The sequence below is a fragment of the Methylocystis sp. Se48 genome (assembly GCF_056269425.1).
Map to the genome: position 1 here is coordinate 2,470,078 of NZ_CM149850.1, position 20,546 is coordinate 2,490,623.

The 20,546-nt window shown below is 64.6% G+C and carries 20 protein-coding genes, 1 tRNA gene and 4 pseudogenes; 11 read left to right on the forward strand and 14 right to left on the reverse strand.

Translation table 11 applies throughout. The features are described 5' to 3' along the window. Nucleotides 1–71: 71 nt before the first annotated feature. The 7 genes from coaA to hisB form a co-directional block, all read right to left on the reverse strand. Nucleotides 72–1,031, reverse strand: a complete 960-nt coding sequence (coaA, locus tag ACV959_RS12160) for a type I pantothenate kinase (protein ID WP_475736854.1) — start codon at nt 1,029–1,031, stop codon at nt 72–74. Next, nucleotides 1,028–1,351 carry a phosphoribosyl-ATP diphosphatase gene (locus tag ACV959_RS12165; RefSeq protein WP_475736855.1) on the reverse strand — a complete coding sequence of 108 codons (324 nt, stop codon included), beginning with the start codon at nt 1,349–1,351 and terminating at the stop codon, nt 1,028–1,030. Before ACV959_RS12165 ends, coaA begins: the two co-directional genes overlap by 4 nt. A 184-nt stretch (nt 1,352–1,535) precedes the next feature. Further along, a complete protein-coding gene (gene hisF, locus ACV959_RS12170; protein WP_475736856.1) occupies nt 1,536–2,315 on the reverse strand; it encodes an imidazole glycerol phosphate synthase subunit HisF in 780 nt (259 codons plus the stop codon). Then, on the reverse strand, nt 2,315–3,049 hold the full coding sequence (hisA, locus tag ACV959_RS12175) for a 1-(5-phosphoribosyl)-5-[(5-phosphoribosylamino)methylideneamino]imidazole-4-carboxamide isomerase (protein ID WP_475736857.1): 735 nt from the start codon (nt 3,047–3,049) through the stop codon (nt 2,315–2,317). Before hisA ends, hisF begins: the two co-directional genes overlap by 1 nt. Continuing rightward, complete coding sequence (hisH, locus tag ACV959_RS12180) at nt 3,046–3,696, reverse strand: imidazole glycerol phosphate synthase subunit HisH (RefSeq protein ID WP_475736858.1); 651 nt, start codon at nt 3,694–3,696, stop codon at nt 3,046–3,048. Before hisH ends, hisA begins: the two co-directional genes overlap by 4 nt. Then, entirely contained in the window at nt 3,693–4,106 is a 414-nt protein-coding gene (locus ACV959_RS12185) for a DUF2628 domain-containing protein (protein ID WP_475736859.1), read from the reverse strand. Before ACV959_RS12185 ends, hisH begins: the two co-directional genes overlap by 4 nt. A 40-nt stretch (nt 4,107–4,146) precedes the next feature. Continuing rightward, nucleotides 4,147–4,743: an imidazoleglycerol-phosphate dehydratase HisB gene (gene hisB, locus ACV959_RS12190; RefSeq protein ID WP_475736860.1), complete on the reverse strand. Its 597-nt coding sequence runs from the start codon at nt 4,741–4,743 to the stop codon at nt 4,147–4,149. A gap of 185 nt (nt 4,744–4,928) precedes the next feature. On the opposite strand from hisB, the gene ACV959_RS12195 reads away from it, so the two are divergent. The 4 genes from ACV959_RS12195 to trpS all read left to right on the forward strand — a co-directional run bounded on the left by ACV959_RS12195 (nt 4,929) and on the right by trpS (nt 8,928). Beyond that, nucleotides 4,929–5,825, forward strand: a complete 897-nt coding sequence (locus ACV959_RS12195; RefSeq protein ID WP_475736861.1) for a hypothetical protein — start codon at nt 4,929–4,931, stop codon at nt 5,823–5,825. A gap of 79 nt (nt 5,826–5,904) precedes the next feature. After that, a complete protein-coding gene (gene hslV / locus ACV959_RS12200) occupies nt 5,905–6,468 on the forward strand; it encodes an ATP-dependent protease subunit HslV (RefSeq protein WP_475736862.1) in 564 nt (187 codons plus the stop codon). Continuing rightward, a complete protein-coding gene (hslU, locus tag ACV959_RS12205) occupies nt 6,468–7,772 on the forward strand; it encodes an ATP-dependent protease ATPase subunit HslU (protein WP_475736863.1) in 1,305 nt (434 codons plus the stop codon). Before hslV ends, hslU begins: the two co-directional genes overlap by 1 nt. Before the next feature lie 121 nt (nt 7,773–7,893). Next, nucleotides 7,894–8,928: a tryptophan--tRNA ligase gene (trpS, locus tag ACV959_RS12210; RefSeq protein WP_475736864.1), complete on the forward strand. Its 1,035-nt coding sequence runs from the start codon at nt 7,894–7,896 to the stop codon at nt 8,926–8,928. Nucleotides 8,929–8,976: 48 nt separating this feature from the next. Here the strand turns inward: trpS and glcF are convergent, their stop codons facing one another. From glcF to ACV959_RS12225, 3 genes are read right to left on the reverse strand one after another with little or no spacing between them, the layout of a single operon-like run. Continuing rightward, complete coding sequence (gene glcF / locus ACV959_RS12215) at nt 8,977–10,272, reverse strand: glycolate oxidase subunit GlcF (protein ID WP_475736865.1); 1,296 nt, start codon at nt 10,270–10,272, stop codon at nt 8,977–8,979. Between the two features lies 1 nt (nt 10,273). After that, the gene (gene glcE, locus ACV959_RS12220; RefSeq protein ID WP_475736866.1) at nt 10,274–11,491 is read right to left on the reverse strand and encodes a glycolate oxidase subunit GlcE; all 1,218 of its coding nucleotides are present in this window, start codon (nt 11,489–11,491) and stop codon (nt 10,274–10,276) included. Further along, nucleotides 11,491–12,984 carry an FAD-linked oxidase C-terminal domain-containing protein gene (locus ACV959_RS12225; protein WP_475736867.1) on the reverse strand — a complete coding sequence of 498 codons (1,494 nt, stop codon included), beginning with the start codon at nt 12,982–12,984 and terminating at the stop codon, nt 11,491–11,493. Before ACV959_RS12225 ends, glcE begins: the two co-directional genes overlap by 1 nt. 169 nt (nt 12,985–13,153) lie before the next feature. Between ACV959_RS12225 and ACV959_RS12230 the strand changes: the two genes are divergently transcribed. Beyond that, nucleotides 13,154–13,558 (forward strand): GlcG/HbpS family heme-binding protein, encoded by a 405-nt coding sequence (locus tag ACV959_RS12230; RefSeq protein ID WP_475736868.1) that lies wholly within the window; start codon nt 13,154–13,156, stop codon nt 13,556–13,558. Nucleotides 13,559–13,626: 68 nt separating this feature from the next. Here the strand turns inward: ACV959_RS12230 and ACV959_RS12235 are convergent, their stop codons facing one another. Then, entirely contained in the window at nt 13,627–13,941 is a 315-nt protein-coding gene (locus ACV959_RS12235) for a DUF3572 domain-containing protein (protein ID WP_475736869.1), read from the reverse strand. A gap of 87 nt (nt 13,942–14,028) precedes the next feature. Between ACV959_RS12235 and ACV959_RS12240 the strand changes: the two genes are divergently transcribed. The 4 genes and pseudogenes from ACV959_RS12240 to ACV959_RS12255 all read left to right on the forward strand — a co-directional run. Continuing rightward, nucleotides 14,029–14,403, forward strand: a complete 375-nt coding sequence (locus ACV959_RS12240; RefSeq protein WP_475736870.1) for a response regulator — start codon at nt 14,029–14,031, stop codon at nt 14,401–14,403. A 14-nt stretch (nt 14,404–14,417) separates the two neighbouring features. Beyond that, entirely contained in the window at nt 14,418–15,779 is a 1,362-nt protein-coding gene (locus ACV959_RS12245; RefSeq protein ID WP_475736871.1) for a PleD family two-component system response regulator, read from the forward strand. 119 nt (nt 15,780–15,898) lie between these two features. Continuing rightward, nucleotides 15,899–15,974, forward strand: a tRNA-Ala gene (locus ACV959_RS12250). 367 nt (nt 15,975–16,341) lie between these two features. Continuing rightward, nucleotides 16,342–16,536, forward strand: a pseudogene (locus ACV959_RS12255) (IS256 family transposase); the annotation flags it as partial. A 34-nt stretch (nt 16,537–16,570) separates the two neighbouring features. Here ACV959_RS12255 and ACV959_RS12260 read toward each other — a convergent pair. Beyond that, nucleotides 16,571–17,842, reverse strand: coding sequence for an IS256 family transposase (locus ACV959_RS12260; RefSeq protein WP_475736872.1), 1,272 nt, complete (start codon nt 17,840–17,842; stop codon nt 16,571–16,573). 99 nt (nt 17,843–17,941) lie between these two features. Beyond that, nucleotides 17,942–18,076: pseudogene (locus tag ACV959_RS12265) on the reverse strand (transposase); the annotation flags it as partial. Between ACV959_RS12265 and ACV959_RS12270 the strand changes: the two are divergent. Continuing rightward, nucleotides 18,071–18,312 (forward strand): annotated as a pseudogene (locus ACV959_RS12270) (transposase); the annotation flags it as partial. The pseudogenes ACV959_RS12265 and ACV959_RS12270 sit on opposite strands and share 6 nt — an antisense overlap. A 181-nt stretch (nt 18,313–18,493) precedes the next feature. Beyond that, nucleotides 18,494–19,461, forward strand: a pseudogene (locus tag ACV959_RS12275) (IS3 family transposase); the annotation flags it as partial. A gap of 318 nt (nt 19,462–19,779) precedes the next feature. Here the strand turns inward: ACV959_RS12275 and ACV959_RS12280 are convergent. Continuing rightward, nucleotides 19,780–20,430: a class I SAM-dependent methyltransferase gene (locus ACV959_RS12280; RefSeq protein WP_475736873.1), complete on the reverse strand. Its 651-nt coding sequence runs from the start codon at nt 20,428–20,430 to the stop codon at nt 19,780–19,782. Between the last annotated feature and the right edge of the window lie 116 nt (nt 20,431–20,546).

Below are 20,546 nucleotides of genomic sequence, written 5' to 3' on the forward strand. Positions count from 1 at the left end.
CAGTCGTTAAGGCCTCATCCTGAGGCGCGGGCCAAGCTCGCGTCTCGCAGGATGAGGCCGAGTCGCGGATTCTACAACTTCCTCAGCGCCACTTCTTCAATCTTGTGATCGGCGCCTTTCGTCAAAATCAGGCTCGCCCTCGGCCGCGTCGGCGCGATGTTCTGGCGCAGGTTTTCGAGGTTGATGCGCGTCCAGATGTCCTTTGCGACGCGCTCCGTTTCATCGTCCGAGAGGTCGGCGTATTTTCGGAAGTAGGAACGCGGATCCTTGAAGGCCGTTTCACGCAAATGCAGAAATCGGCTGACGTACCAGCGCTCCAGCTGTTCCTCGCTCGCGTCGAGATAGACCGAAAAATCGAAGAAGTCGGAGACGAAGGGGATTTCCCTCGGCTGGCGCGATGGACGCGCGGCGAGCACGTTGACGCCCTCGACGATGAGAATGTCCGGTCCGTCGACGCAAGCGGTTTCGCCCGGCACCACGTCGTAGACGAGATGCGAATAAACAGGCGCGCAAACATGGCGCCGCCCCGCCTTCACGGCGGAGAGAAAGCGCAGCAGCGCGCGATTGTCGTAGCTTTCGGGAAAACCCTTCTTCTCCATCAGCCCTTCGCGTTCGAGCACGGCGTTGGGCAGGAGAAAGCCGTCGGTCGTGATGAGTTCGACCTTCGGCGTGTTCGGCCAGCGCGACAGCATCGCCTTCAGAATGCGCGCGGTCGTCGATTTGCCGACGGCGACCGAACCCGCGACGCCGATGATGTAGGGCACCTTGCCGTCTTCGGCGCCGAGGAAGCGCTGCGTCGCCTTGAAGAGCCCCTGCGTCGCCGCGACGTAAAGCGCGAGGAGGCGCGACAACGGCAGATAAATCTCGATGACTTCTTCGAGCGAGATGGGGTCGCCGACGGATTTCAGCCGCGTCAGATCGTCGATCGTGAGCGTCAGCGGCGTATCGGCGCGAAGCGACGCCCATTCGGCGCGCGTGAAACGGCGGTAGGGCGAGATCAAGCCGTTTTCCTGCGCGCCGAAATCGCTCATTTCGGCGCTCCGCGCGCGGCCTTCTCCTCGAGGCCCGACTGCGCGGTGCGGCGGCCGAGTTCGGCGACGACGTCGGCGAGCGCGACGCCGCGCGCTTCCAGCAGCACCAGCAGATGATAGAGCACATCCGCCGCTTCGCTCGTCAGCGCCTTTTTGTCGCCCTCCATCGCGGCGATGACGGCCTCGAAGGCTTCCTCGCCGAATTTCTTCGAAATGCGCGGCACGCCCGCGTCGAAAAGCTGCTTGGTGTAGGAATTCGACGCGCTGTCGCTGCGGCGCGACGCGATGAGCGCGGCGAGGTCGTCGAGGGTGAAGGTCATCGGCCCCCTCCCCAGCCCTCCCCCGCTTCGCGGGAGAGCGAGCACGGCGCGGCCTTCATCAAAAGCGTGAATCGTGAGCGTCCCCTCTCCCGCAAAAGCCCGTCGAGAGACGGGCGTCTTTTCAGACGCCCTACGCGGGGGAGGGACAGGGAGGGGGCGTGTTCCAAGCCTAGAATTTCAAAGGTCATCCCACCGCCTCCAACCCATCCAGCCGCATCGGCAGGCCCGCCGCCGCCATATGCCGCTTCGCCTGCGGGATCGTAAATTCGCCGAAATGGAAAATCGACGCGGCGAGCACCGCCGTCGCGTGACCCTCGCGAATGCCGGCGACGAGATGATCGAGATTGCCGACGCCGCCAGAGGCGATGACCGGCACGGTGACCGCGTCCGCCACTGCGCGCGTGAGCGCAATGTCGAAACCGGTCTTGGCGCCGTCGCGATCCATGGAGGTGAGCAGAATCTCGCCAGCGCCGAGCGCCGTCACTTCTCTCGCATAGTCAACTGCGTCGATGCCCGTCGGACGCCGCCCGCCGTGAGTGAAGATCTCCCATTTCTCCGGCCCTGTCCGCTTGGCGTCGATGGCGACGACGATGCATTGCGCGCCGAATTTCTCGGAGGCCTCGCGCACGAACTGCCGATTCGACACGGCCGCGGTGTTGATCGACGCCTTGTCGGCGCCCGCGAGCAGGAGATTGCGAATGTCGTCCAGCGTGCGCACGCCGCCGCCGACGGTGAGCGGCATGAAGCAGGCTTCCGCCGTGCGTTGCACGACGTCGAGCAGGATGCCGCGATTTTCGTGGCTTGCCGTGATGTCTAGAAAGCACAATTCGTCGGCGCCGGCGGCGTCATAGGCGATGGCGCATTCGACGGGATCGCCGGCGTCGCGCAGATCGACGAAATTGACGCCCTTGACGACGCGGCCTTCCTTCACGTCGAGGCAGGGAATGACGCGGGCTTTGAGCATCAGGCGCGCGCCTTCTTGATCAGCGCCAGCGCTTCCTTCGGATCAAGCCGTCCGTCATAGAGCGCGCGCCCCGTAATGGCGCCGGCGAGCCTGGCGCAGTCGGGCTGCAGCAGGCGCTCGATGTCGGCGAGCGAGGCGAGGCCGCCGGAGGCGATGACGGGGATCGTCAAAGCATTGGCGAGCGCCAACGTCTGCTCGATGTTGAGGCCCGTGAGAATCCCGTCGCGCGAAATATCCGTATAGATGATCGCCGCAACGCCCGCGTCCTCGAAACTCTTGCCAAGATCGAGCGCCGACATGCGCGTCGTGCGCGCCCAGCCGTCGACCGCGACCATGCCGTCCTTGGCGTCGACGCCCACCGCGACGCGCCCCGGATAGACGCGCGCGGCCTCGCGCACGAAGGACGGATCCTTCACCGCCGCCGTGCCGATGATGACGCGCGCGACGCCCTTGTCGAGCCAGCCGGAGAGCGTGCGCATGTCGCGAATGCCGCCCCCTAACTGCACCGGAATCGTCAGCGCGCCGAGTATGGACTCGACGGCCGCGGCGTTGCGCGGCGCGCCGGCGAAGGCGCCGTCGAGATCGACGACATGCAGATATTCGAACCCTTGAGCCTCAAAGGCGCGCGCCTGTTCGGCGGGGTCGTCGTTGAAAACGGTGGCGCGGTCCATGTCGCCTTGCGCGAGGCGGACGCACTGGCCTTCCTTGAGATCGATCGCAGGAAAGAGAATCACGGACGCCACCTCAGGAAATTGGCGATGAGCGCGAGGCCGAGCCTCTGACTCTTTTCGGGATGGAACTGGACGCCGACGAGATTGTCGCGCGCGACGGCGGCCGTGAGCGGCGCGCCGTAATCGGTCGTCGCGAGCACATGCGCGGGGTTGGCCGGCGTCAGGTGATAGGAGTGGACGAAATAGGCGTGGAGCCCGTTCTCGCCCGTGGGAACGCCCGCGAAAACCGGGTGGTCGCGGGTCAGTGAGAGCGTATTCCAGCCCATATGCGGAATCTTGAGCAACGGATCGCCCGGCTCGATCGCCACGACGTCGCCGCCGATCCAGTCGAGACCGGGAGCTTCCCCATGCTCCAGCCCGCGCGCGGCCATGAGCTGCATCCCGACGCATATGCCGAGAAACGGGCGCCCGCGCGCGATCACGGTCTCGTGCAGCGCATCGTAGAGCCCAGGCAGCGCAAGGAGGCCCCGGCGGCAATCCGCGAAGGCGCCGACCCCGGGCAGCACCACGCGCCCGGCCCGGCGGACGGCGTCGGGGTCGTTGGTGACGTTCACAACGCCCTCGAGACCCGCCTCCCGCGCGGCGCGCTCAAAGGCCTTCTGCGCCGAGTGCAGATTGCCGGAGCCGTAATCGATGATCGCCGTCGTCAAGCGTCCTTCTCCAAATGCGGTTGCGGCGCGCGCCCGCGGAGGCGGCCGAAGTAAGCCTCCTCGGCCTCCTCCTCATTGTCGCCGATCACCACGTCGCTCTCGACATAGCCGCGCCGCTGCAAGGTCCATGCGAGGAAGCGGTCGCCCTCGAAGCCGAGAATCGTCGCAGCCGCGAGTCCGGCCCAGCTCATGGCGTCGCTGGGTATTTTGAGCGCCTCGCCGGCGCCGCCGATGAGCGCGAGCAGCAGCGTCCAGCCGATCGCGGGAATCCAGGCGCGCTTCCACAGGAGCCAGAAGGGCCCGAAAAAGAACGCCGCGAAGGAAAAGCCGTCGCGCAGGAAGACGATCCTCTCCGGCGCAGGGGTCGCCCCCGCCGCCGCCGGCGGCAAATGAACCGTGTAAATGGCCATCGGCCTTCCCCTCCTCGTCCGGACGCCCGCCCTTCGCGGCTCAGGCGGTCAGCGTGCCCTTGGTGGAAGGCGCCTCGGCCTGCGACCGGCGCGGATCGATCGCGACCGCCTTGCCGAAAGCTCGGGCGAATCCCTTGAAGGCGCTTTCCGCGATATGGTGGCTGTTGACGCCCTTCAGGCTGTCGATATGCAGTCCGATCCGCGCCTGCACGGCGAATGCCTGGAAAAATTCCCGCATCAGCTCCGTGTCGAAGGCTCCGATCCGGTCCGCCGGGAAGGCGACGCCATAGACGAGAAAAGGCCGTCCGGACACGTCCACGACGACGCGGGTCAGGGCCTCGTCGAGCGGAACATGGGCGTCGCCATAACGGGCGATCCCTTTGCGGTCGCCGAGCGCGCGGTCCACAGCCTGCCCGAGCGCGAGGCCGACGTCCTCGACGGTGTGGTGGCCGTCGATGTGCAGATCGCCCTCGGCGCGCACGGTCAGGTCCAGCGGCGCATGGCGGGCGATCTGGTCCAGCATATGGTCGAAAAAGCCGATTCCCGTCGAAATGTCGGATTTCCCCGTTCCGTCGAGATCGACGGCGACGGAGATCGTCGTTTCTTTCGTGTTGCGCTCGATTTTCGCGCTGCGCATGGAGTTGAAGGCCTTCCGAGAGACGCCGCCAGCCGTCCGCCGGCCGCGAGCCGGCAGCTTGTAGCAATTTCGTCGCATCTTCGCCACCCGCCCAGGCAGCAGCGAGGGACTGCTGGCCCTTCGTCCGGCGCCCGCCTATGATCGCGCTTCAAGTCCGGCAAGAAGAACAGATTTCGGGAGATTTCATGAGACCAGCGCTCGTCGCCCTGCCCGCGCTTTTTCTTGGCGCGACCCTGGCCTTCGCGGGAACGCCCGAGGAGGACTATATCGCCGCCCGCGACGCAGCGATCGCGAAGATCAAGACGTTCGAGGCGAAGAATCCGGGCCGCGACGCCGGCAAGATGGAGGAAAAGGCGCTGGCTGATCTGGACAAGCGGCTGCAGGCCGTCATCGGCCCTCTGTCGGTCAAGCCCTACCCGGCGAAGGGCAAGCTTGCGATCGACGCCCTATCGGAGAACGAGGTTGGCGCGGGCGGGCTGGACGCGCTGCGTTTCGCGAGGGACGAGGACGACGTCCAGCAGGTTTACGTGACGACGGACAGCCTGCTGGCGAAATGGCTGAGCAAGCCCGAGGACTGGTGGACCAAGAAGAGCAAGACGCCCCCCGCGATCGGGGAAGCCCTCGCGACCGAGGACTTCTACACCTACGCCATCGGCGCCGACGCCGCGTTTTCCAAGACCACGGACCTCCCGATCGCCACGCCCGACGGCGCGACCCTCGCCGTCGCGATGCTCGGCGGCTGGGCGCAGGACGTCGGCCCCAACCCGAACCAGGAGATCATCGTCGCGCTGCAAAAGGGCGGGAAGGTCTATATCGCCAGCGAGGGCGCGAAGAAACTCAAGAAGATTTCCGCCTGCGAAGCCATGTGGAAAGGCGCCGAGGCCAAGGCCGAGGCGATCTACAAGAAATACACGGACGGCGGCGCCAAGGATCAGAAAGTCTTCGACTCCTACAACGCCGTGCAGGACAAGGCCGACAAGGACTACCGCGCGTGCTACGCCGAACGCACGCCGAAGGAGGCCTTCTTTCCCGCGCTGACGCGAGAGGCGCAAGAAATCGCCGACCGTTTCAAGGGCCCGTGACGAACGGCGGCCGCGCCGCCCTTGTTCGGCGCGCGCCAAACGCCTACATCGGCCAGACATATTTCTCGGGATGGCGGGAATGGAAAGCGAACGCGAGAAGTCGCCCCTCATGCATGCGACGACAATCATCTTGGTGAAGAAACAGGGCGAGACGGTCATCGCCGGCGACGGGCAGGTGAGTCTCGGTCAGACGATCATGAAAGGCAATGCGCGGAAGGTGCGCCGTCTCGGAAAGGGCGACGTCATCGCGGGCTTCGCCGGCGCCACGGCCGACGCATTCACGCTTTTCGAGCGGCTGGAGACCAAGCTCGAGCAATATCCCGGGCAACTCACCCGCGCCTGCGTGGAACTCGCCAAGGACTGGCGCATGGACCGCTATCTGCGCCGGCTCGAGGCGATGATGCTCGTCGCCGATCGGCAGGTGGGACTGGTGCTGACGGGCTCGGGCGACGTGCTGGAGCCGGAGGGCACGGAAACCGGCGCCGTCGCCGCCATCGGCTCGGGCGGAAATTACGCCCTCGCCGCCGGACGCGCGCTTATCGACACCGGCGCCGACGCCGAGACCATCGCGCGGCGCGCGATGAACATCGCCGCCGACATCTGCGTCTATACGAACCACAACATCGTGGTGGAGAAAATCTGATGGCCGATTTCTCGCCGCGCGAGATCGTCTCCGAACTCGATCGCTACATCGTCGGGCAAAACGAAGCCAAGCGCGCCGTCGCGATCGCGCTGCGCAACCGCTGGCGCCGTCTGCAACTCGAAGGGCAGATGCGCGAAGAGGTGATGCCCAAGAACATCCTCATGATCGGCCCCACAGGCTGCGGCAAAACGGAGATCGCGCGCCGTCTCGCCCGCCTCGCCAATGCGCCCTTTCTCAAGGTCGAGGCCACGAAATTCACCGAGGTGGGGTATGTCGGCCGCGACGTGGAGCAGATCGTGCGCGACCTGATCGAGGTCGCTCTGGTGATGGTGAAGGAGCGCCGCCGCAAGGACGTGCAGGCGCGCGCCGAAAAGGCCGCAGAGGAGCGCCTGCTCGACGCGCTCGTCGGCCCCGCCGCCTCTCCCGCGACGCGGGAAACCTTCCGCAAGCGCCTGCGCGACGGAGAACTGGACGACAAGGAAGTCGAGATCGAATTGCAGCAGTCCGGCGGCGGCATGCCGATGTTCGAACTGCCGAACATGCCGGGCGGGAACGTCTCGGCCTTTTCGCTGGGCGACATCTTCGGCAAGGCCCTGCAGCGCGGCAAGCCGCGCAAGCTCGCCGTCGCGGAGGCGCGCGCGCCGCTCGTCGCCGAGGAGAGCGACAAGCTCATCGACCAGGAGGCGAGCGTGCGCGAGGCCATCCACGAGGTCGAGAACAACGGCATCGTCTTCATCGACGAGATGGACAAGATCTGCGCGCGCGAGGGCCGCGGCGGCGCGGACGTCTCGCGCGAGGGCGTGCAGCGCGATCTGCTGCCGCTGATCGAGGGCACGACCGTCGCGACGAAGCACGGGCCGGTGAAGACCGACCATGTGCTCTTCATCGCCTCCGGCGCCTTCCACGTCGCCAAGCCCTCGGATCTTCTGCCGGAGCTTCAGGGCCGCCTGCCGATCCGCGTGGAGCTCGCCTCGCTCAACGAAGAGGATTTCCGGCGCATCCTCACCGAGACGGAAGCCTGCCTGACCAAGCAATATACGGCGCTAATGCGCACGGAAGGGGTGACGCTCGACTTCGCGCCCTCCGCCATCGACGCCATTGCGAAAGTCGCCGTCGCCGTGAACACCTCTGTGGAAAACATCGGCGCGCGGCGCCTGCAGACCGTGATGGAGCGCGTTCTCGACGAAATCAGTTTCACGGCCTCCGACCGCTCGGGCGAAAAGATCGTCATCGACGGCGACTACGTCGAAAAACACATCGGCGATCTGGCGAAGAACCGGGATTTGAGCCGGTTTATTTTGTGAGGTCCGGCGTCGGCGCGGGCCCCTCCCCGGAATCGCCGGGAGGGCCGGCAGCGCACTTGCGCCGAAGGCCCGGCGTTGTCATAACCCCGGCCAAAGTTCCTCGATCCGTAACGGCGCTCTCATGTCCAACTTCCCGCAGCGCGTCTTCTCCGGCGTGCAGTCCACCGGCAATCTGCATCTCGGCAACTATCTCGGCGCGATCATCAAATTCGTCGAACTGCAAAAGAGCTTCGACTGCCTCTATTGCGTCGTCGACCTGCACGCGATCACCGTGCCGCAGGATCCGGTCGAACTGCGCAACAACACGCGCGAAATCGCGGCGGCGTTCCTCGCCTGCGGCATCGACCCGAAGAAGAACATCGTCTTCAACCAGAGCCAGGTGCCGGAGCACGCAGAACTCGCCTGGGTGCTCAATTGCGTCGCGCGCATCGGCTGGCTCAACCGCATGACGCAGTTCAAGGACAAGGCCGGCAAGGACCGTGAAAACGCCTCCGTCGGCCTGCTCGATTATCCGGTGCTGATGGCGGCGGACATTCTCATCTATCGCGCGACGCATGTGCCGGTCGGCGACGACCAGAAGCAGCATCTCGAACTCGCCCGCGACATCGCGCAAAAGTTCAACAACGACTTCGGCCCATCGATCGAACGCAACGGCTTCGGCGAGGCGTTCTTCCCGCTGCCCGAACCGCTGATCTCCGGCCCCGCGACGCGCGTGATGAGTCTGCGCGACGGCACGAAGAAAATGTCGAAGTCCGACGCCTCCGACTATTCGCGCATCAATCTCTCGGACGACGCCGACCAGATCGCGCAGAAGGTGAAAAAGGCGAAGACCGATCCGGAGCCCTTGCCCTCCGAGGAAAGAGGCCTCGAAGGCCGTCCCGAGGCGGATAATCTCGTCGGCATTTTCGCCGCCCTCTCCGGGCGCAGCAAGGCTGATGTGCTCGCCGAGTTCGGCGGGGCGAATTTCTCGACCTTCAAATCCGCGCTCGTCGATCTCGCGGTGGCGAAACTCTCGCCGATCACGGCGCAGATGCGCCGCATCCGCGAGGACGAAGGCTATGTCGACCAGGTGCTGCGCGACGGCTCCGAACGCGCCCGCGCCATCGCCCGCGAGAATATGAACGCCGTGAAGGATATCGTGGGATTCTTGAGGTAAAGCGAGCGGTCGCCTCGCTATCCTCGTCGCGAAAGGAATGGCGCTTACTCATCTTCCATCGCGGCCGAGCGCCGCGGGCTTCGGCCCGCCTGTCGCCCAATCCAGAAGCTCGACCGTGTGCACGATCGGGATCGCCGTACCGGCTCCGATCTGCACCATGCAGCCGAGATTGCCGGCGGCGATCGCATCGGGGGCGACGCTTTCGATATTGGCGACCTTTCGCGCGCGTAGCTGATCCGCCATCTCCGATTGAAGCAGATTGTAGGTTCCCGCCGAGCCGCAACAGATATGTCCTTCCGGCACTGCGACGACCTCGAAGCCCGCGCGCTCCAGCGCTTCAGCCGGCCGGCGCGTGATCTTCTGGCCGTGCTGCAGCGAACAGGCGGAGTGATAGGCGACCTTCAGGCGCGGCGCCGAACGAATCTGCAAATCGAGCTTCTCGACGATCTCGCTCACATCGCAAGCCAGCGCCGAAATGCGCGCCGCCCTTTCGGCGAGCGCCGCATCGTTGCGGAGCATGAAGCCGTAATCCTTCACGCTGGTCCCGCATCCCGACGTGTTGACCACGATATGGTCGAGCCCGCCCGCTTCGATCTCGCGCGTCCAGGCCTCGATATTGGCGCGCGCGAAGGCGTGAGACTGGTCGATCTTGCCGAGATGATGCGGCAGCGCGCCGCAACAGCCCGCGCCCTCGGCGACGACGACCTCGACGCCGTGGCGCGTCAGCAGCCGAACGGTCGCTTCATTGATGCGCGTGTCAAGCACGGTCTGCGCGCAACCGTTCAACAGCGCGACGCGCATCCTGCGCGGCCCCTCAGCGGGAAATAGCTGCGGGCGGTCGACCGGCGACGGCGCCGGAATCTTTGCCGGCGCCAGCGCGAGCAGCGCGCGCAGACGTCGCGGCAGGCGGCCCGCGAAAGGCTTCGCCAGACGAGCGGCGCGCAGTGCGGCGCGAAAGGGCGCGGGACGCGGCAGCGCGAAAGCCAGCAGCGCGCGCAAGGACGTTTCCGCGAAGGGCCGCGAAAAAGTCTTCTCGATATGGGCGCGCGCGTGATCGACGAGATGCATGTAGTGCACGCCCGACGGACAGGTCGTCATGCAGGAAAGACAGGAGAGGCAGCGGTCGATGTGCCGCGTCGTTCGGGCGTCGGCGGGCCGCTCGTTTTCGAGCATTTCCTTGATGAGATAAATGCGGCCGCGCGGACTGTCTAGTTCGTCGCCTGTCAGGAGATAGGTTGGACAGGTCGCGGTGCAGAAGCCGCAATGCACGCAGGCGCGCAGGATCTTCTCCGATTGCGCCATGTCCGGGTCCGCGAGCGCCGCTAGCGAGAAATGCGTCTGCACCTCAATACTCCGCGCGCATTCGCCCGCGCTCCAGAATATGGGCGGGGTCGAAACTTTCCTTCACGCGCTTCGAGAGCGCGGCGAGCGGCGCGGGCTGCGGATGAAACGCCTCCACGCGCGCGCGTATGTCGTCGGAAGCGCGAATGAGCGTCGCATGTCCGCCAAGCGCGTCGACCGCGGCGCGCAGGCGCGCGGCGTGCGCATCCGGCGCCGCTTCGAGACACAGCCAGACGAGCCCGCCCGCCCAATCGAAAAAATGCCCGAGGAGCGGCGCGTTCGCGCGGCGCAAGGCGGCGAGGAGCGGCGCGCCATCCGCCGGCGCGACGGAAACGCGCCAGATCTGTCCGGACAGGGGGGCGACCGGCGCTGCGTCGCGAAGGCCCGCCCAGAGCGCGAGAGACTCCGCGCGCGCCAGCGTTTCGAAACGCGCGCCGCTCTCGCGCAACGCCGCGATGAGCGCGTCGCGACGAGTCGAAACGGAAATCTGCGGTCCTTCCACGCGAAGCAAGGCCGCATTCGCATCGAGCCCCAGCGGCGCCGCGCCCGCCGGCAGCACGGCGAAGGACGACGCTTCGTTCGGCGTTCCGGAGGCGCGTCGCAGTTGCGCGAGGCTCTTCTCTTCGTCAAGGCCGAGGACGAGGAGCGTCTCTTCCGTCTCCGCCTTCGGCAGCACTTTCAGCGTTACGTCCGTGAGCAGCGCGAGCGTGCCGAAAGAGCCGCAAACGAGTTTGGAGAGATCGTAGCCCGTGACGTTTTTCATCACGCGTCCGCCGGACTTCACGATCTCGCCGCGGCCCGTGACGCAACTGAAGCCAAGGAGATGGTCGCGCGCCGCGCCCGCTTTGATCCGCCGCGGACCGGAGGCGTTCACGGCGACGATCCCGCCGATCGTCGCGCTACGCGAGGAGCCGCCGAGGAGGGGCGCATGATCCATGGGCTCGAAGGCGAGTTGCTGGCCATGCGCGTCGAGCAAATCCTCGATGTCGCGCAGGGGCGTTCCGGCGCGGGCGGAAAGCACCAGTTCCTCGGGCTCGTAGAGCGTCACGCCCGCGAGCGCCTTCGTCGACAGCTCCTGCGAAAGCGGCGCATGGCGGCCGAGCCGCCTCTTGGTTCCGGCCCCAGCGATGGCGAGGGGCGCGTTGCGCGCATTCGCCGTCGCGATCGCCTCCGCAGCGTCAGCCGCGTCGCGGATTTCCAGTGTGGCGGGCGCGGCGTTCATCAAAATCTCGGCAGGTCGGGGAACGGCGTCTTGCCGCCGGTGACATGCATCATGCCGAATTCGGCGCAGCGATGCAGCGTCGGAAAGGCTTTGCCGGGGTTGAGACGGTTCATCGGGTCGAAAGCGCATTTGACGCGCAATTGCTGGTCGAGATCCGTCTCGTTGAACATCTCGCCCATCAGGTCGCGCTTTTCGACGCCGACCCCATGCTCGCCCGTCAGCACGCCGCCGACCGCCACGCAGAGCCGGAGAATGTCGAAACCCAGCCTTTCGGCGCGCTCGACGTCGCCCTCGATCGAGGCGTCATAAAGGATCAGGGGGTGAAGATTGCCGTCTCCGGCGTGGAAGACGTTGGCCACCTGCAGGCCATGGCGCTTCGCGAGGTCGTCCATGCCCGCGAGCACCTCCGGCAGGCGCGCGCGCGGGATCGTGCCGTCCATGCACAGATAATCCGGCTTGATGCAGGAAACGGCCGGAAAGGCGTTCTTGCGGCCCGCCCAGAATTGCAGGCGCTCGGCCTCGCTGTTCGACGCCTTCACGGTCGTCGCGCCCGCCTCGCGCGCGATCGTTTCGACGCGCCCGATCAGAAGGTCGACCTCGGCCTGCGTTCCGTCCAATTCGACGATGACGAGCGCCTCGGCGTCGAGCGGATAGCCGCAGGGCTGGAAGCGCTCGGCGGCGTGGATCGTCGCCCGGTCCATCATTTCCATGCCGCCGGGAATGATCCCCTGCGCAATGACCGCGCCGACGAAACGCGCGCCGGCCTCGACGCTCGGAAAACCGACAAGAAGGCCACGGGCGACGGCGGGCTTCTGGAGAATGCGCACCGTGACTTCCGTGACGACGCCGAGCAGCCCCTCCGAGCCCGTCATGAGGCCGAGCAGATCGTAGGCCTCGCTGTCGAGATGCTTGCCGCCGAGGCGGACGACCTCGCCGCCCATCAGCACGACCTCGAGGCCGAGGATGTTGTTCGTCGTCAGCCCGTATTTCAGGCAGTGCACGCCGCCGGCGTTTTCCGCGACATTGCCGCCGATGGAGCAGGCGATCTGCGAGGACGGATCCGGCGCGTAATAGAAGCCCCTGCCCTCCACGGCCTTGGAAATGGCGAGGTTCTGCACGCCTGGCTGAACGCGGGCGCAGCGGTTCTCGTAGTCGATTTCCAGTATGCGGTTGAATTTCGACATCCCCAGCAGGATGCCGTCCTCGAGGGGCATGGAGCCGCCCGACAACGAGGTGCCCGCGCCGCGCGGCACGATCTTGACGTTCATCTCCGCGGCGAGCGCGAGAATGGCCGTCACCTGCGCGACCGTCTCCGGCAGCGCGACGACGAGCGGGAGCGCGCGATACATGGTGAAGGCGTCGCATTCATAGGCGCGGCGCGCGGTCTCGTCGATGATGAGATTGGGCTCCGGCAGGATGGCGCGCAGCCGGCGGATGATCTCGTCCCGGCGGGAAAGGATTTCGGGCTCGGGCGCCGGCATGATGAGCGTCATTGCGTTGCGCCTCCCCTTTGCGCCCGAACCGAGGAAAGTTGCATCCGCCGCGAGGGCGTGGGATCAGGCGCGCGCGGCGCCCCGGCCTGAGAGACATCCCCTAGTCGAGCCGCCCCATCGGCGCAAGGGCGCCCCGGAAGCCTGCTTCGGACAAGGAGCCACGATGAAAATGAAGTTCGCACTGACGCTTGCCGACGCCAAGCGCGCGGCCGCAGCCGCCGCGCGGGAGGCTCAGCGCAACGGCTGGAGCGTCGTGATCGCCATCGTCGACGACGCGGGGCTGCTCATGTATCTGGAGCGCCTCGACGGCGTGCAGCCGGCCTCCTGCGACATCGCCCAGGCCAAGGCGCGGGCCGCGGCGCTGTTCCGCCGCCCGACGAAGGCGCTTGAGGAAAGCGTCGCCGGCGGACGCGTCGCGCTGCTCAGCCTGCCGCACATCACTCCGGTCGAGGGCGGCGTTCCGCTGCTGCACGAGGGTCAGGTCGTGGGCGCCATCGGCGTCTCGGGCGTACAGTCCTTCGAGGACGGCATCGTTGCGAGGGCCGGCGCGGAGGCGCTCGCCGAGCAGGGTTAATCTTCTGTTTACGGTTCTCGCGAAAGCCGGTGGGCGTTCGTCAGGATTTACGCACGGCGGGCGAAGGATCAGCTCGCTTGACCGTCGCCGCCAAGCGCCCGCCGGGCCTCGCCCACGGACTCGGGCGGAAGCGCTTCCGCCGCGACGAAGTCGAGCAGCAACGTCTCGTCGCCGGCAAGATGATCGAGGACGGCTAGATGAAAACCACGATCGGCGAGGAGCGGACGCACGTCGCCCGCGTCGAGCCCCGTCATCGCCAGAAAGCGCGCCAGCCTCTCCTCGTCGCGCGTGAGATAGGCGAGCCCGCGCAGGGCGATCTCCGCCGGCGGCGGTAGATTGGGTTTCGCGGCGCGAAAAGCTGGAGAACCTTTGCCGCTTTTCATTAATCTTCCCGTGGTACTTGTCAGGCAATCGGCACACCCTTTGGAACCCTTGCCGCGTCAAAGGCCCCGCGTCTCACGAGTCGGCCCATGAAAAAGACGGTCCTCATCGTAGAGGATAACGAACTCAATATGAAGCTCTTCAACGATCTGTTGGAGGCGAACGGCCATGCGACGCTGCGCACGAAAAGCGGCGTGGAGGCGATCGCGCTGGCGCGCGAACACCGTCCCGACCTTATCCTGATGGATATTCAGCTGCCGGAAGTCAGCGGGCTCGAAGTCACGCGCTGGCTGAAGGACGATGACGATCTGAAGAACATTCCCGTCATCGCCATTACCGCTTTCGCCATGAAGGGCGACGAGGAGAAAATCCGCCAGGGCGGATGCGAGGCCTATCTGTCGAAACCGATCTCGGTCGCAAAATTTCTCGAGACGGTGAATTCTTTCCTGTCGGAAATGAAGTAGGAGACGTCAGCAATATGACCGCGCGCGTCCTGATCGTCGACGACCTGTTGCCCAACATCAAGCTGCTGGAAGCACGCCTCTCGGCGGAATATTTCGACGTCGTTTCGGCGACGAACGGCCCGGAGGCCCTGCAGCTTTGCCGGGACGGACGCTGCGACATCGTTCTGCTCGACGTCATGATGCCCGGCATGGACGGATTCGAGGTCTGCACCCGCCTGAAGGCGGACCCCGCCACCATGCACCTTCCCGTGGTGATGGTCACGGCCCTCGATCAGCCCGCCGACCGCGTGCGCGGACTGGAATGCGGCGCCGACGATTTCCTCACCAAGCCTGTGGACGAACTGGCGCTGATCGCTCGCGTGCGTTCGCTCACGCGCCTCAAGATCATGCTCGACGAGTTGCGGGCCCGCGCCAACACCTCCGCCAATCTGGGGCTCGCCTCGCGAGAGCCCAATGACGGCGAGCGGGGCCGCATTCTACTCGTCGAGGACCGCATGAGCTCCTCCGACCGGATCGTCGCGGCTCTGCGGGACTATCACAAGGTCGAGGTCGAGAGCTATCCGCAGGAAGCGCTGTTCCGCGCCGCAGAGAACGGCTATGAGCTCGTCATCGTCAGCCTGACGCTTACGGATTTCGACGCGCTGCGCCTGTGCAGCCAGTTGCGCTCGCTGGAGCGCACGCGCGCCATCCCCATCCTGCTGCTCGCCGATCAGGAAGACCGGCCGCGCATCCTGCGCGGGCTCGATCTGGGCGTGAACGACTATATCCTTCGCCCCATCGATCGCAACGAGCTCGTGGCCCGCGTGCGGACGCAACTGCGGCGCAAACGTTACGCCGACAGCCTTCGCGAAAACGTCCAGGCGGCGATCGAACTTGCTGTCGTCGACGCGCTGACCGGCCTGAACAACCGCCGCTTCCTGGAAACGCATCTCGCCAATGCGCTCGATCAGGCGGCGCACAACGGCCGGCCGCTGTCGCTGATGATTCTCGACATCGACCACTTCAAGTCGGTCAACGACACCTACGGCCATGACGCGGGCGACGAAGTGCTGAAAGTGTTCGCGCAGCGAATCAAGCGGGTGCTGCGCGGCGCGGATCTCGTGTGCCGGCTAGGAGGCGAGGAGTTCGTGGTCGTGATGCCAGACACGCCTCTCGCGGTCGCGGAGCGCGTCGCGGAGCGCGTGCGCGCCGCCGTGCAGGGCGCTTATTTCCCGATCGACGCCGCCGCCACCCGCACGATCCCCGTAACAACCTCCATCGGCCTCGCCGAACGCGGAACGGACGCCAACGCCGACGCCCTGCTGAGGCGCGCCGACAAGGCGCTTTACGCCTCGAAAACGGCCGGCCGAAACAGGGTGACGGCCGCCGCCGCCTGAGCCTGAGCGCAACGCAACAAAAAATGAATTCGGGCTTGCAGCCGGCGGCCGGCTGAACTATACAGCGCCTGTCGACGCCGCGTCGGCCGAAGCCTCCCCCACGAGGCCCGTAGAAAAATGGGGCCATAGCTCAGTTGGGAGAGCGCTTCAATGGCATTGAAGAGGTCGTCGGTTCGATTCCGTCTGGCTCCACCATGCTAACTACTTGTTTTTAATGATTTTGTAGCCAGACTCGTAGCCCCCGACATAATAGGGACTTAGCCCCCTCTCGCTCCCGGGAACGCGCCTCAGAGACCCCAAAATCGGAGACTTCGGTCGCCAATTTGAAGTAAGTCTCTGACCTAAAAATTTCGTCTTCCGTCGCTAGGATCGAGACGACCAGAAGAGACTGGTTCGACAAACAAGAGACCGGTTTTTTCTGAGCTGGTCGGGCTGAACCGCGGAACCTCCCCGCGAGGGTGCATGGAGCTATGGCCGAAAGTTGGTGAGGGCTTGAATCGGTAAGGCGGCGTATCGTTGGGGTGTTCGAGCCTCCACTTCTCCATCGAAGGAGTGATACGCCGTGTCCAACGATAACGTCATCAAGCTGATTCAGCCAGGGATGTTCACCGACCATTTGACCGATGTCCTGCGCAATGGGGCCTGCGCCCTGTTGACCCAGGCGGTCGAAGCCGAGGTCGCCGAGTTCTTGAGCCAACATGCCGGTCTCAAGACCGCCGATGGCCATCGGCGCGTTGTGCGCCACGGCCGGCTTCCCAGAGCTATGGCCGAATGTGGGTGACGGGCGCTGATCAAGCGGCGTGGCTTTCTCTGGCGTCGCTGCTTGCGACGCCGTCGACGAATCTGACGCCTTCGATGAGCCGAGGCAACTGATTTGCGCCTTTCAATCTGCGCCAGGTTTTTGACGCCGCTCGAATGAGGGTGAAGACCATGATCTTCACCGTCTTCTGGGACAGAGCGCCCTTGGTGCGCACCGTCCGATGCCGGACGGTGGCGAAGACGCTCTCGATTGGATTGGACGTTCGCAGGTGATCCCAGTGTTCGGCGGGGAAGTCGTAGAACGCCAGCAATGCTTCTTCATCCTTGGTCAGGCAGGCGACGGCCGGCGCGTATTTGGTCCCGTATTTTTCGTTGAAGAGGTTTATCGCCGCGCGCGCCGCCGCCTTGGTTTCTGAGTGATGGATCTCCTGCAGGTTGGCCTTGACCGCCGCCGCCATGGACTTCGGGAACTTGCCGAGAATATTGGAGATCTTGTGGAACCAGCATCGCTGACGCCGCGCGGCTGGATAAATCTCGTCCATTGCTTTCCAGAACCCCAAAGCGCCATCGGCAACCGCAAGTTCGGGGGAGATTGTCAGGCCCCGCGCCTTGAGATCGACAAGCAACTCACGCCAGCTTTGCGCGCTTTCCCGGGCGCCCACATGAAAGCCGAGAAGCTCCTTTTTGCCTTCGGGCGTGGCGCCGATGATGACGAGAATGCATTCCGCTTCCGGCTCCATCCGCGCCTGTAGATAGACGCCGTCCGCCCAGATGTAGACATAGCGGCGAGCCGAGAGATCCCGACGTTGCCAGCGACCATGCTCCTCCCGCCAAGCCTCGATCAGACGAGCGATCACGCCCGGCGATAGGTTCGGGGCCTCTGGGCCGAGAAGGGCCGTCAGCGCCTCCTGAAGGTCGCCCATCGAGACGCCCCGCAGATAAAGAACCGGCAACAAGGCGTCGAGGCTGCGCGACCGGCGCGCCCATCTGGGCAGAATGTTCGAACTGAAGCGAACTTTCGCCGACGCCGGCGCATCGGCGGCGCGATCCCGGACCTTTTGCCGCTGAACGGTTATCGGCCCGATCCCGGTCTGGATGACCCGTTCTGGCCCGACGCCATGCCGCACAACACGTTGGCGGCCATCAGGCAGCCGCTCGTGGGAAAACATCTCGACGAAACTGTCCGCTTCAGCCTTCAGCGCGGCCAAAAGCATGCGTTGTGCGCCTTCTCGGTCAATCTCCGTCAGGGGATCGGAGATCAGACCCCGCTGCCGGAGATGGATGATCGTGCTATCTTCTTCCATGGCGTATCGCTCCTTTGGAGGAGCTGGCAGGATTTAGCACCCGCCACGATACGCCGCCTTTTCAGGCCCAATCACCCAACTTCAGTCATAGCTCGTGCCGGCATGGGCGAGCGCATTGCGCATGAAGTGGACGCGGCAGCGCCGCCAGGTCGATTGCAGCGCCTTGGCGACCGCGGCCTTCAGTCCTTCATGCGCGTCGGAGACGACGAGCCTGACGCCACGCAGCCCCCGGCGGCGCACTGCGCCAAGCTGCACAGCACGGATCCGATCGAGCGCCTGAACGGCGAGATCAAGCGGCGCACCGAGGTCGTCGGCATCTTCCCCAACGAGGCCGCCATCATCCGCCTCGTCGGCGCGATCCTGAACAGAACGACGAAGGGGCCGTCCCGCGCAGCCGATACATGACGCTGGAAACAATCGCGCCGTTCAGCGATGATGCGATCGTCGGGCTGCCCGCCGTGGCCGCCTGACCAACCCGGCTTGCCGGCAAGCGTCGTGATCACGCCAACCAGCTACGCCACACCAAGGGACACGATCACCTTATTCTCGTTCATGGCGTAACGCTCCATCGGGAGGTTCGGGTGGGCTTGGCTGCCAACCCCGTTACGCCGCCTGCTTCACGCCGTCATCACCAAGATTCCGCCATAGCTCGTGTTCGGGCAGGAGAAGGCGGAGCCCAAAGAGGCCGTCGTGGATTTGAAGGCGCTTCACGCCAAGATCGGCGAACTGACTTTGGAGAACGATTTTTTGTCCGGCGCGCTCGGCAAGGCCGGCCTGCCGAGCGCAAAAAGATGATCGACCACGGCCATGACCTCCCGATCGCGCGGCAGGCGAAGGCGCTCGGCCTCGCCCGCAGCACGGTCTACAACATGCCTCGGCCGGTCTTGGCCGAGGATCTGAAGCTGATGCGGCGCCTCGACGAACTGCATCTCGATTATCCCTTCGCGGGGGCGCGAATGCTGCGCGATCTGTTGCGGCGCGAGGGCGTCGTCGCCGGCCGCCGGCATGTGGCGACGCTGATGAGGCGGATGGGGATCGAGGCGATCTACCGGCGGCCGAATGCGAGCAAGCCGTCGCCGGGCCACAAGATCTATCCCTATCTCCTGCGCGGCGTGACGGTCGAGCGGCCGGATCACGTCTGGGCGATGGACATCAGCTACGTCCCGATGCGGCGCGGCTTCGTCTATCTCGTCGTGGTCGTCGACGTGGCGAGCCGGCGCGCGCTGGCGCATCGCGCGTCGATCACGATGGAGGCGGCGTTCTGCGTCGAGGCGCTCGAAGAGGCGTTGGCGATACACGGCAAGCCCGAGATTTTCAACACGGATCAGGGGAGCCAGTTCACCAGCCTCGACTTCACGCGCGTGCTGCTGGACGCGAAGGTCTCGATCAGCATGGACGGCAAGGGCGCCTGGCGCGACAACGTCTTCGTCGAGCGGCTGTGGCGCAGCGTCAAATACGAAGAAGTCTATCTACGCGCCTATGAGAGCGTCTCCGAGGCGCGCGCGTCGATCGCCCGTTATCTCGCCTTCTACAACGAGCGGCGTCCGCGCTCGAGCCATGACGCGCGCACGCCCGACGAGGCCTACTTCGGCATAAAGGAAACGGCGATGGCCGCATGACCGTCGCTTTCGATTTTGCCGCCGCTCTGGTCGGGCCTACGGCCCTCCCGACGCCGCGACAAAATCGAACCGCCCCGCGTTCGGCAACACCCGGCAGAGATCCACTTAAAATCCGCGGGGAGCTGTCCAGAGAACCGAAGCCAGTCTTGATGCCCCCACAGCACCAATCGCAATTCTTCAGCGCGTGGCGGTTATGTATTCCGCCTTATTCAGGTCCGGCATCACGCTTATGGTGTCGTAACCGAAACGCTTCACGATCTTGCACCTACTTGTCGGAAAGTTCGATTTCACATGTTCGAGCACTTTTTTGAAATATTGCTAATGATAACCGAAGTGACAAAGAAATAATTTATTACAGGAGTATGCGAGTGGAATGAACATTGGGGAGCTCGTCAGGAACAATTTACAAACGCCCTCTTGCACGCCCGGCCAGTGAGCGTTATAATAATCGTCTACCATTATTATCCCCTCAGGGATCGTCAAATCCATAGCAATTTTGACGTCGTTGATTGTGTGCTCAGCAAGATGGCAGCCGTCAACGCTGAACATAGAGAAGCCGCCGCCACACTTTTCGCGAATGGCGGCGAGTTCTGGCGCTCTCAAGGTGGTGCTGTCAGCTCGATGAAATGTCACCTCACTTTCAGCAACGTTACAAAGATCAAGGTTTTGCTTGAAAATTGCCAAATCGCCGGCTCCGGCGCCATCGAGATTGAAGCGCTGCATATCGAAAACGTCGATGGCGAAATTTCCTCTATCGACATTTTTCGTTTTGAGGAGGCCTATGAAAAATTTGCCATGGTAGACTCCGATCTCTGCGATCGGAGCACGGACACCAAGTTCCCTTTGAATCGCATCCAGCGGTTCGATCACCTGCCAAAGTTGAGGTATGCACCACCCTTGAATATTGGCGAAATCATTTTCCAGATAGCGCCTAAGCGGGCTCGAAGGTTCTGATACCGCAGCCTGCATGTTAAATCTCACCGGATTCTGAATAAGCCGAGCGCTTTTTTAGCGCGCTTGAATGACAGACCTGAAAACCGCTTCGTTGTCAACTTGTGCCACCCCGCACGGATCAGAACCCATGC

Coding starts and splice junctions, on each gene's coding strand:
- ACV959_RS12240 (WP_475736870.1), top strand. CDS start 14,029: ATGAAAAAGACGGTCCTCATCGTAGAGGATAACGAACTCAATATGAAG.
- hisB (WP_475736860.1), bottom strand. CDS start 4,743: ATGCGCAGCGCGAAAATCGAGCGCAACACGAAAGAAACGACGATCTCC.
- ACV959_RS12195 (WP_475736861.1), top strand. CDS start 4,929: ATGAGACCAGCGCTCGTCGCCCTGCCCGCGCTTTTTCTTGGCGCGACC.
- ACV959_RS12280 (WP_475736873.1), bottom strand. CDS start 20,430: ATGCAGGCTGCGGTATCAGAACCTTCGAGCCCGCTTAGGCGCTATCTG.
- ACV959_RS12245 (WP_475736871.1), top strand. CDS start 14,418: ATGACCGCGCGCGTCCTGATCGTCGACGACCTGTTGCCCAACATCAAG.
- hslV (WP_475736862.1), top strand. CDS start 5,905: ATGGAAAGCGAACGCGAGAAGTCGCCCCTCATGCATGCGACGACAATC.
- hisF (WP_475736856.1), bottom strand. CDS start 2,315: ATGCTCAAAGCCCGCGTCATTCCCTGCCTCGACGTGAAGGAAGGCCGC.
- trpS (WP_475736864.1), top strand. CDS start 7,894: ATGTCCAACTTCCCGCAGCGCGTCTTCTCCGGCGTGCAGTCCACCGGC.
- ACV959_RS12230 (WP_475736868.1), top strand. CDS start 13,154: ATGAAGTTCGCACTGACGCTTGCCGACGCCAAGCGCGCGGCCGCAGCC.
- glcE (WP_475736866.1), bottom strand. CDS start 11,491: ATGAACGCCGCGCCCGCCACACTGGAAATCCGCGACGCGGCTGACGCT.
- coaA (WP_475736854.1), bottom strand. CDS start 1,031: ATGAGCGATTTCGGCGCGCAGGAAAACGGCTTGATCTCGCCCTACCGC.
- hslU (WP_475736863.1), top strand. CDS start 6,468: ATGGCCGATTTCTCGCCGCGCGAGATCGTCTCCGAACTCGATCGCTAC.
- ACV959_RS12225 (WP_475736867.1), bottom strand. CDS start 12,984: ATGACGCTCATCATGCCGGCGCCCGAGCCCGAAATCCTTTCCCGCCGG.
- ACV959_RS12235 (WP_475736869.1), bottom strand. CDS start 13,941: ATGAAAAGCGGCAAAGGTTCTCCAGCTTTTCGCGCCGCGAAACCCAAT.
- ACV959_RS12165 (WP_475736855.1), bottom strand. CDS start 1,351: ATGACCTTCACCCTCGACGACCTCGCCGCGCTCATCGCGTCGCGCCGC.
- ACV959_RS12260 (WP_475736872.1), bottom strand. CDS start 17,842: ATGGAAGAAGATAGCACGATCATCCATCTCCGGCAGCGGGGTCTGATC.
- ACV959_RS12185 (WP_475736859.1), bottom strand. CDS start 4,106: ATGGCCATTTACACGGTTCATTTGCCGCCGGCGGCGGCGGGGGCGACC.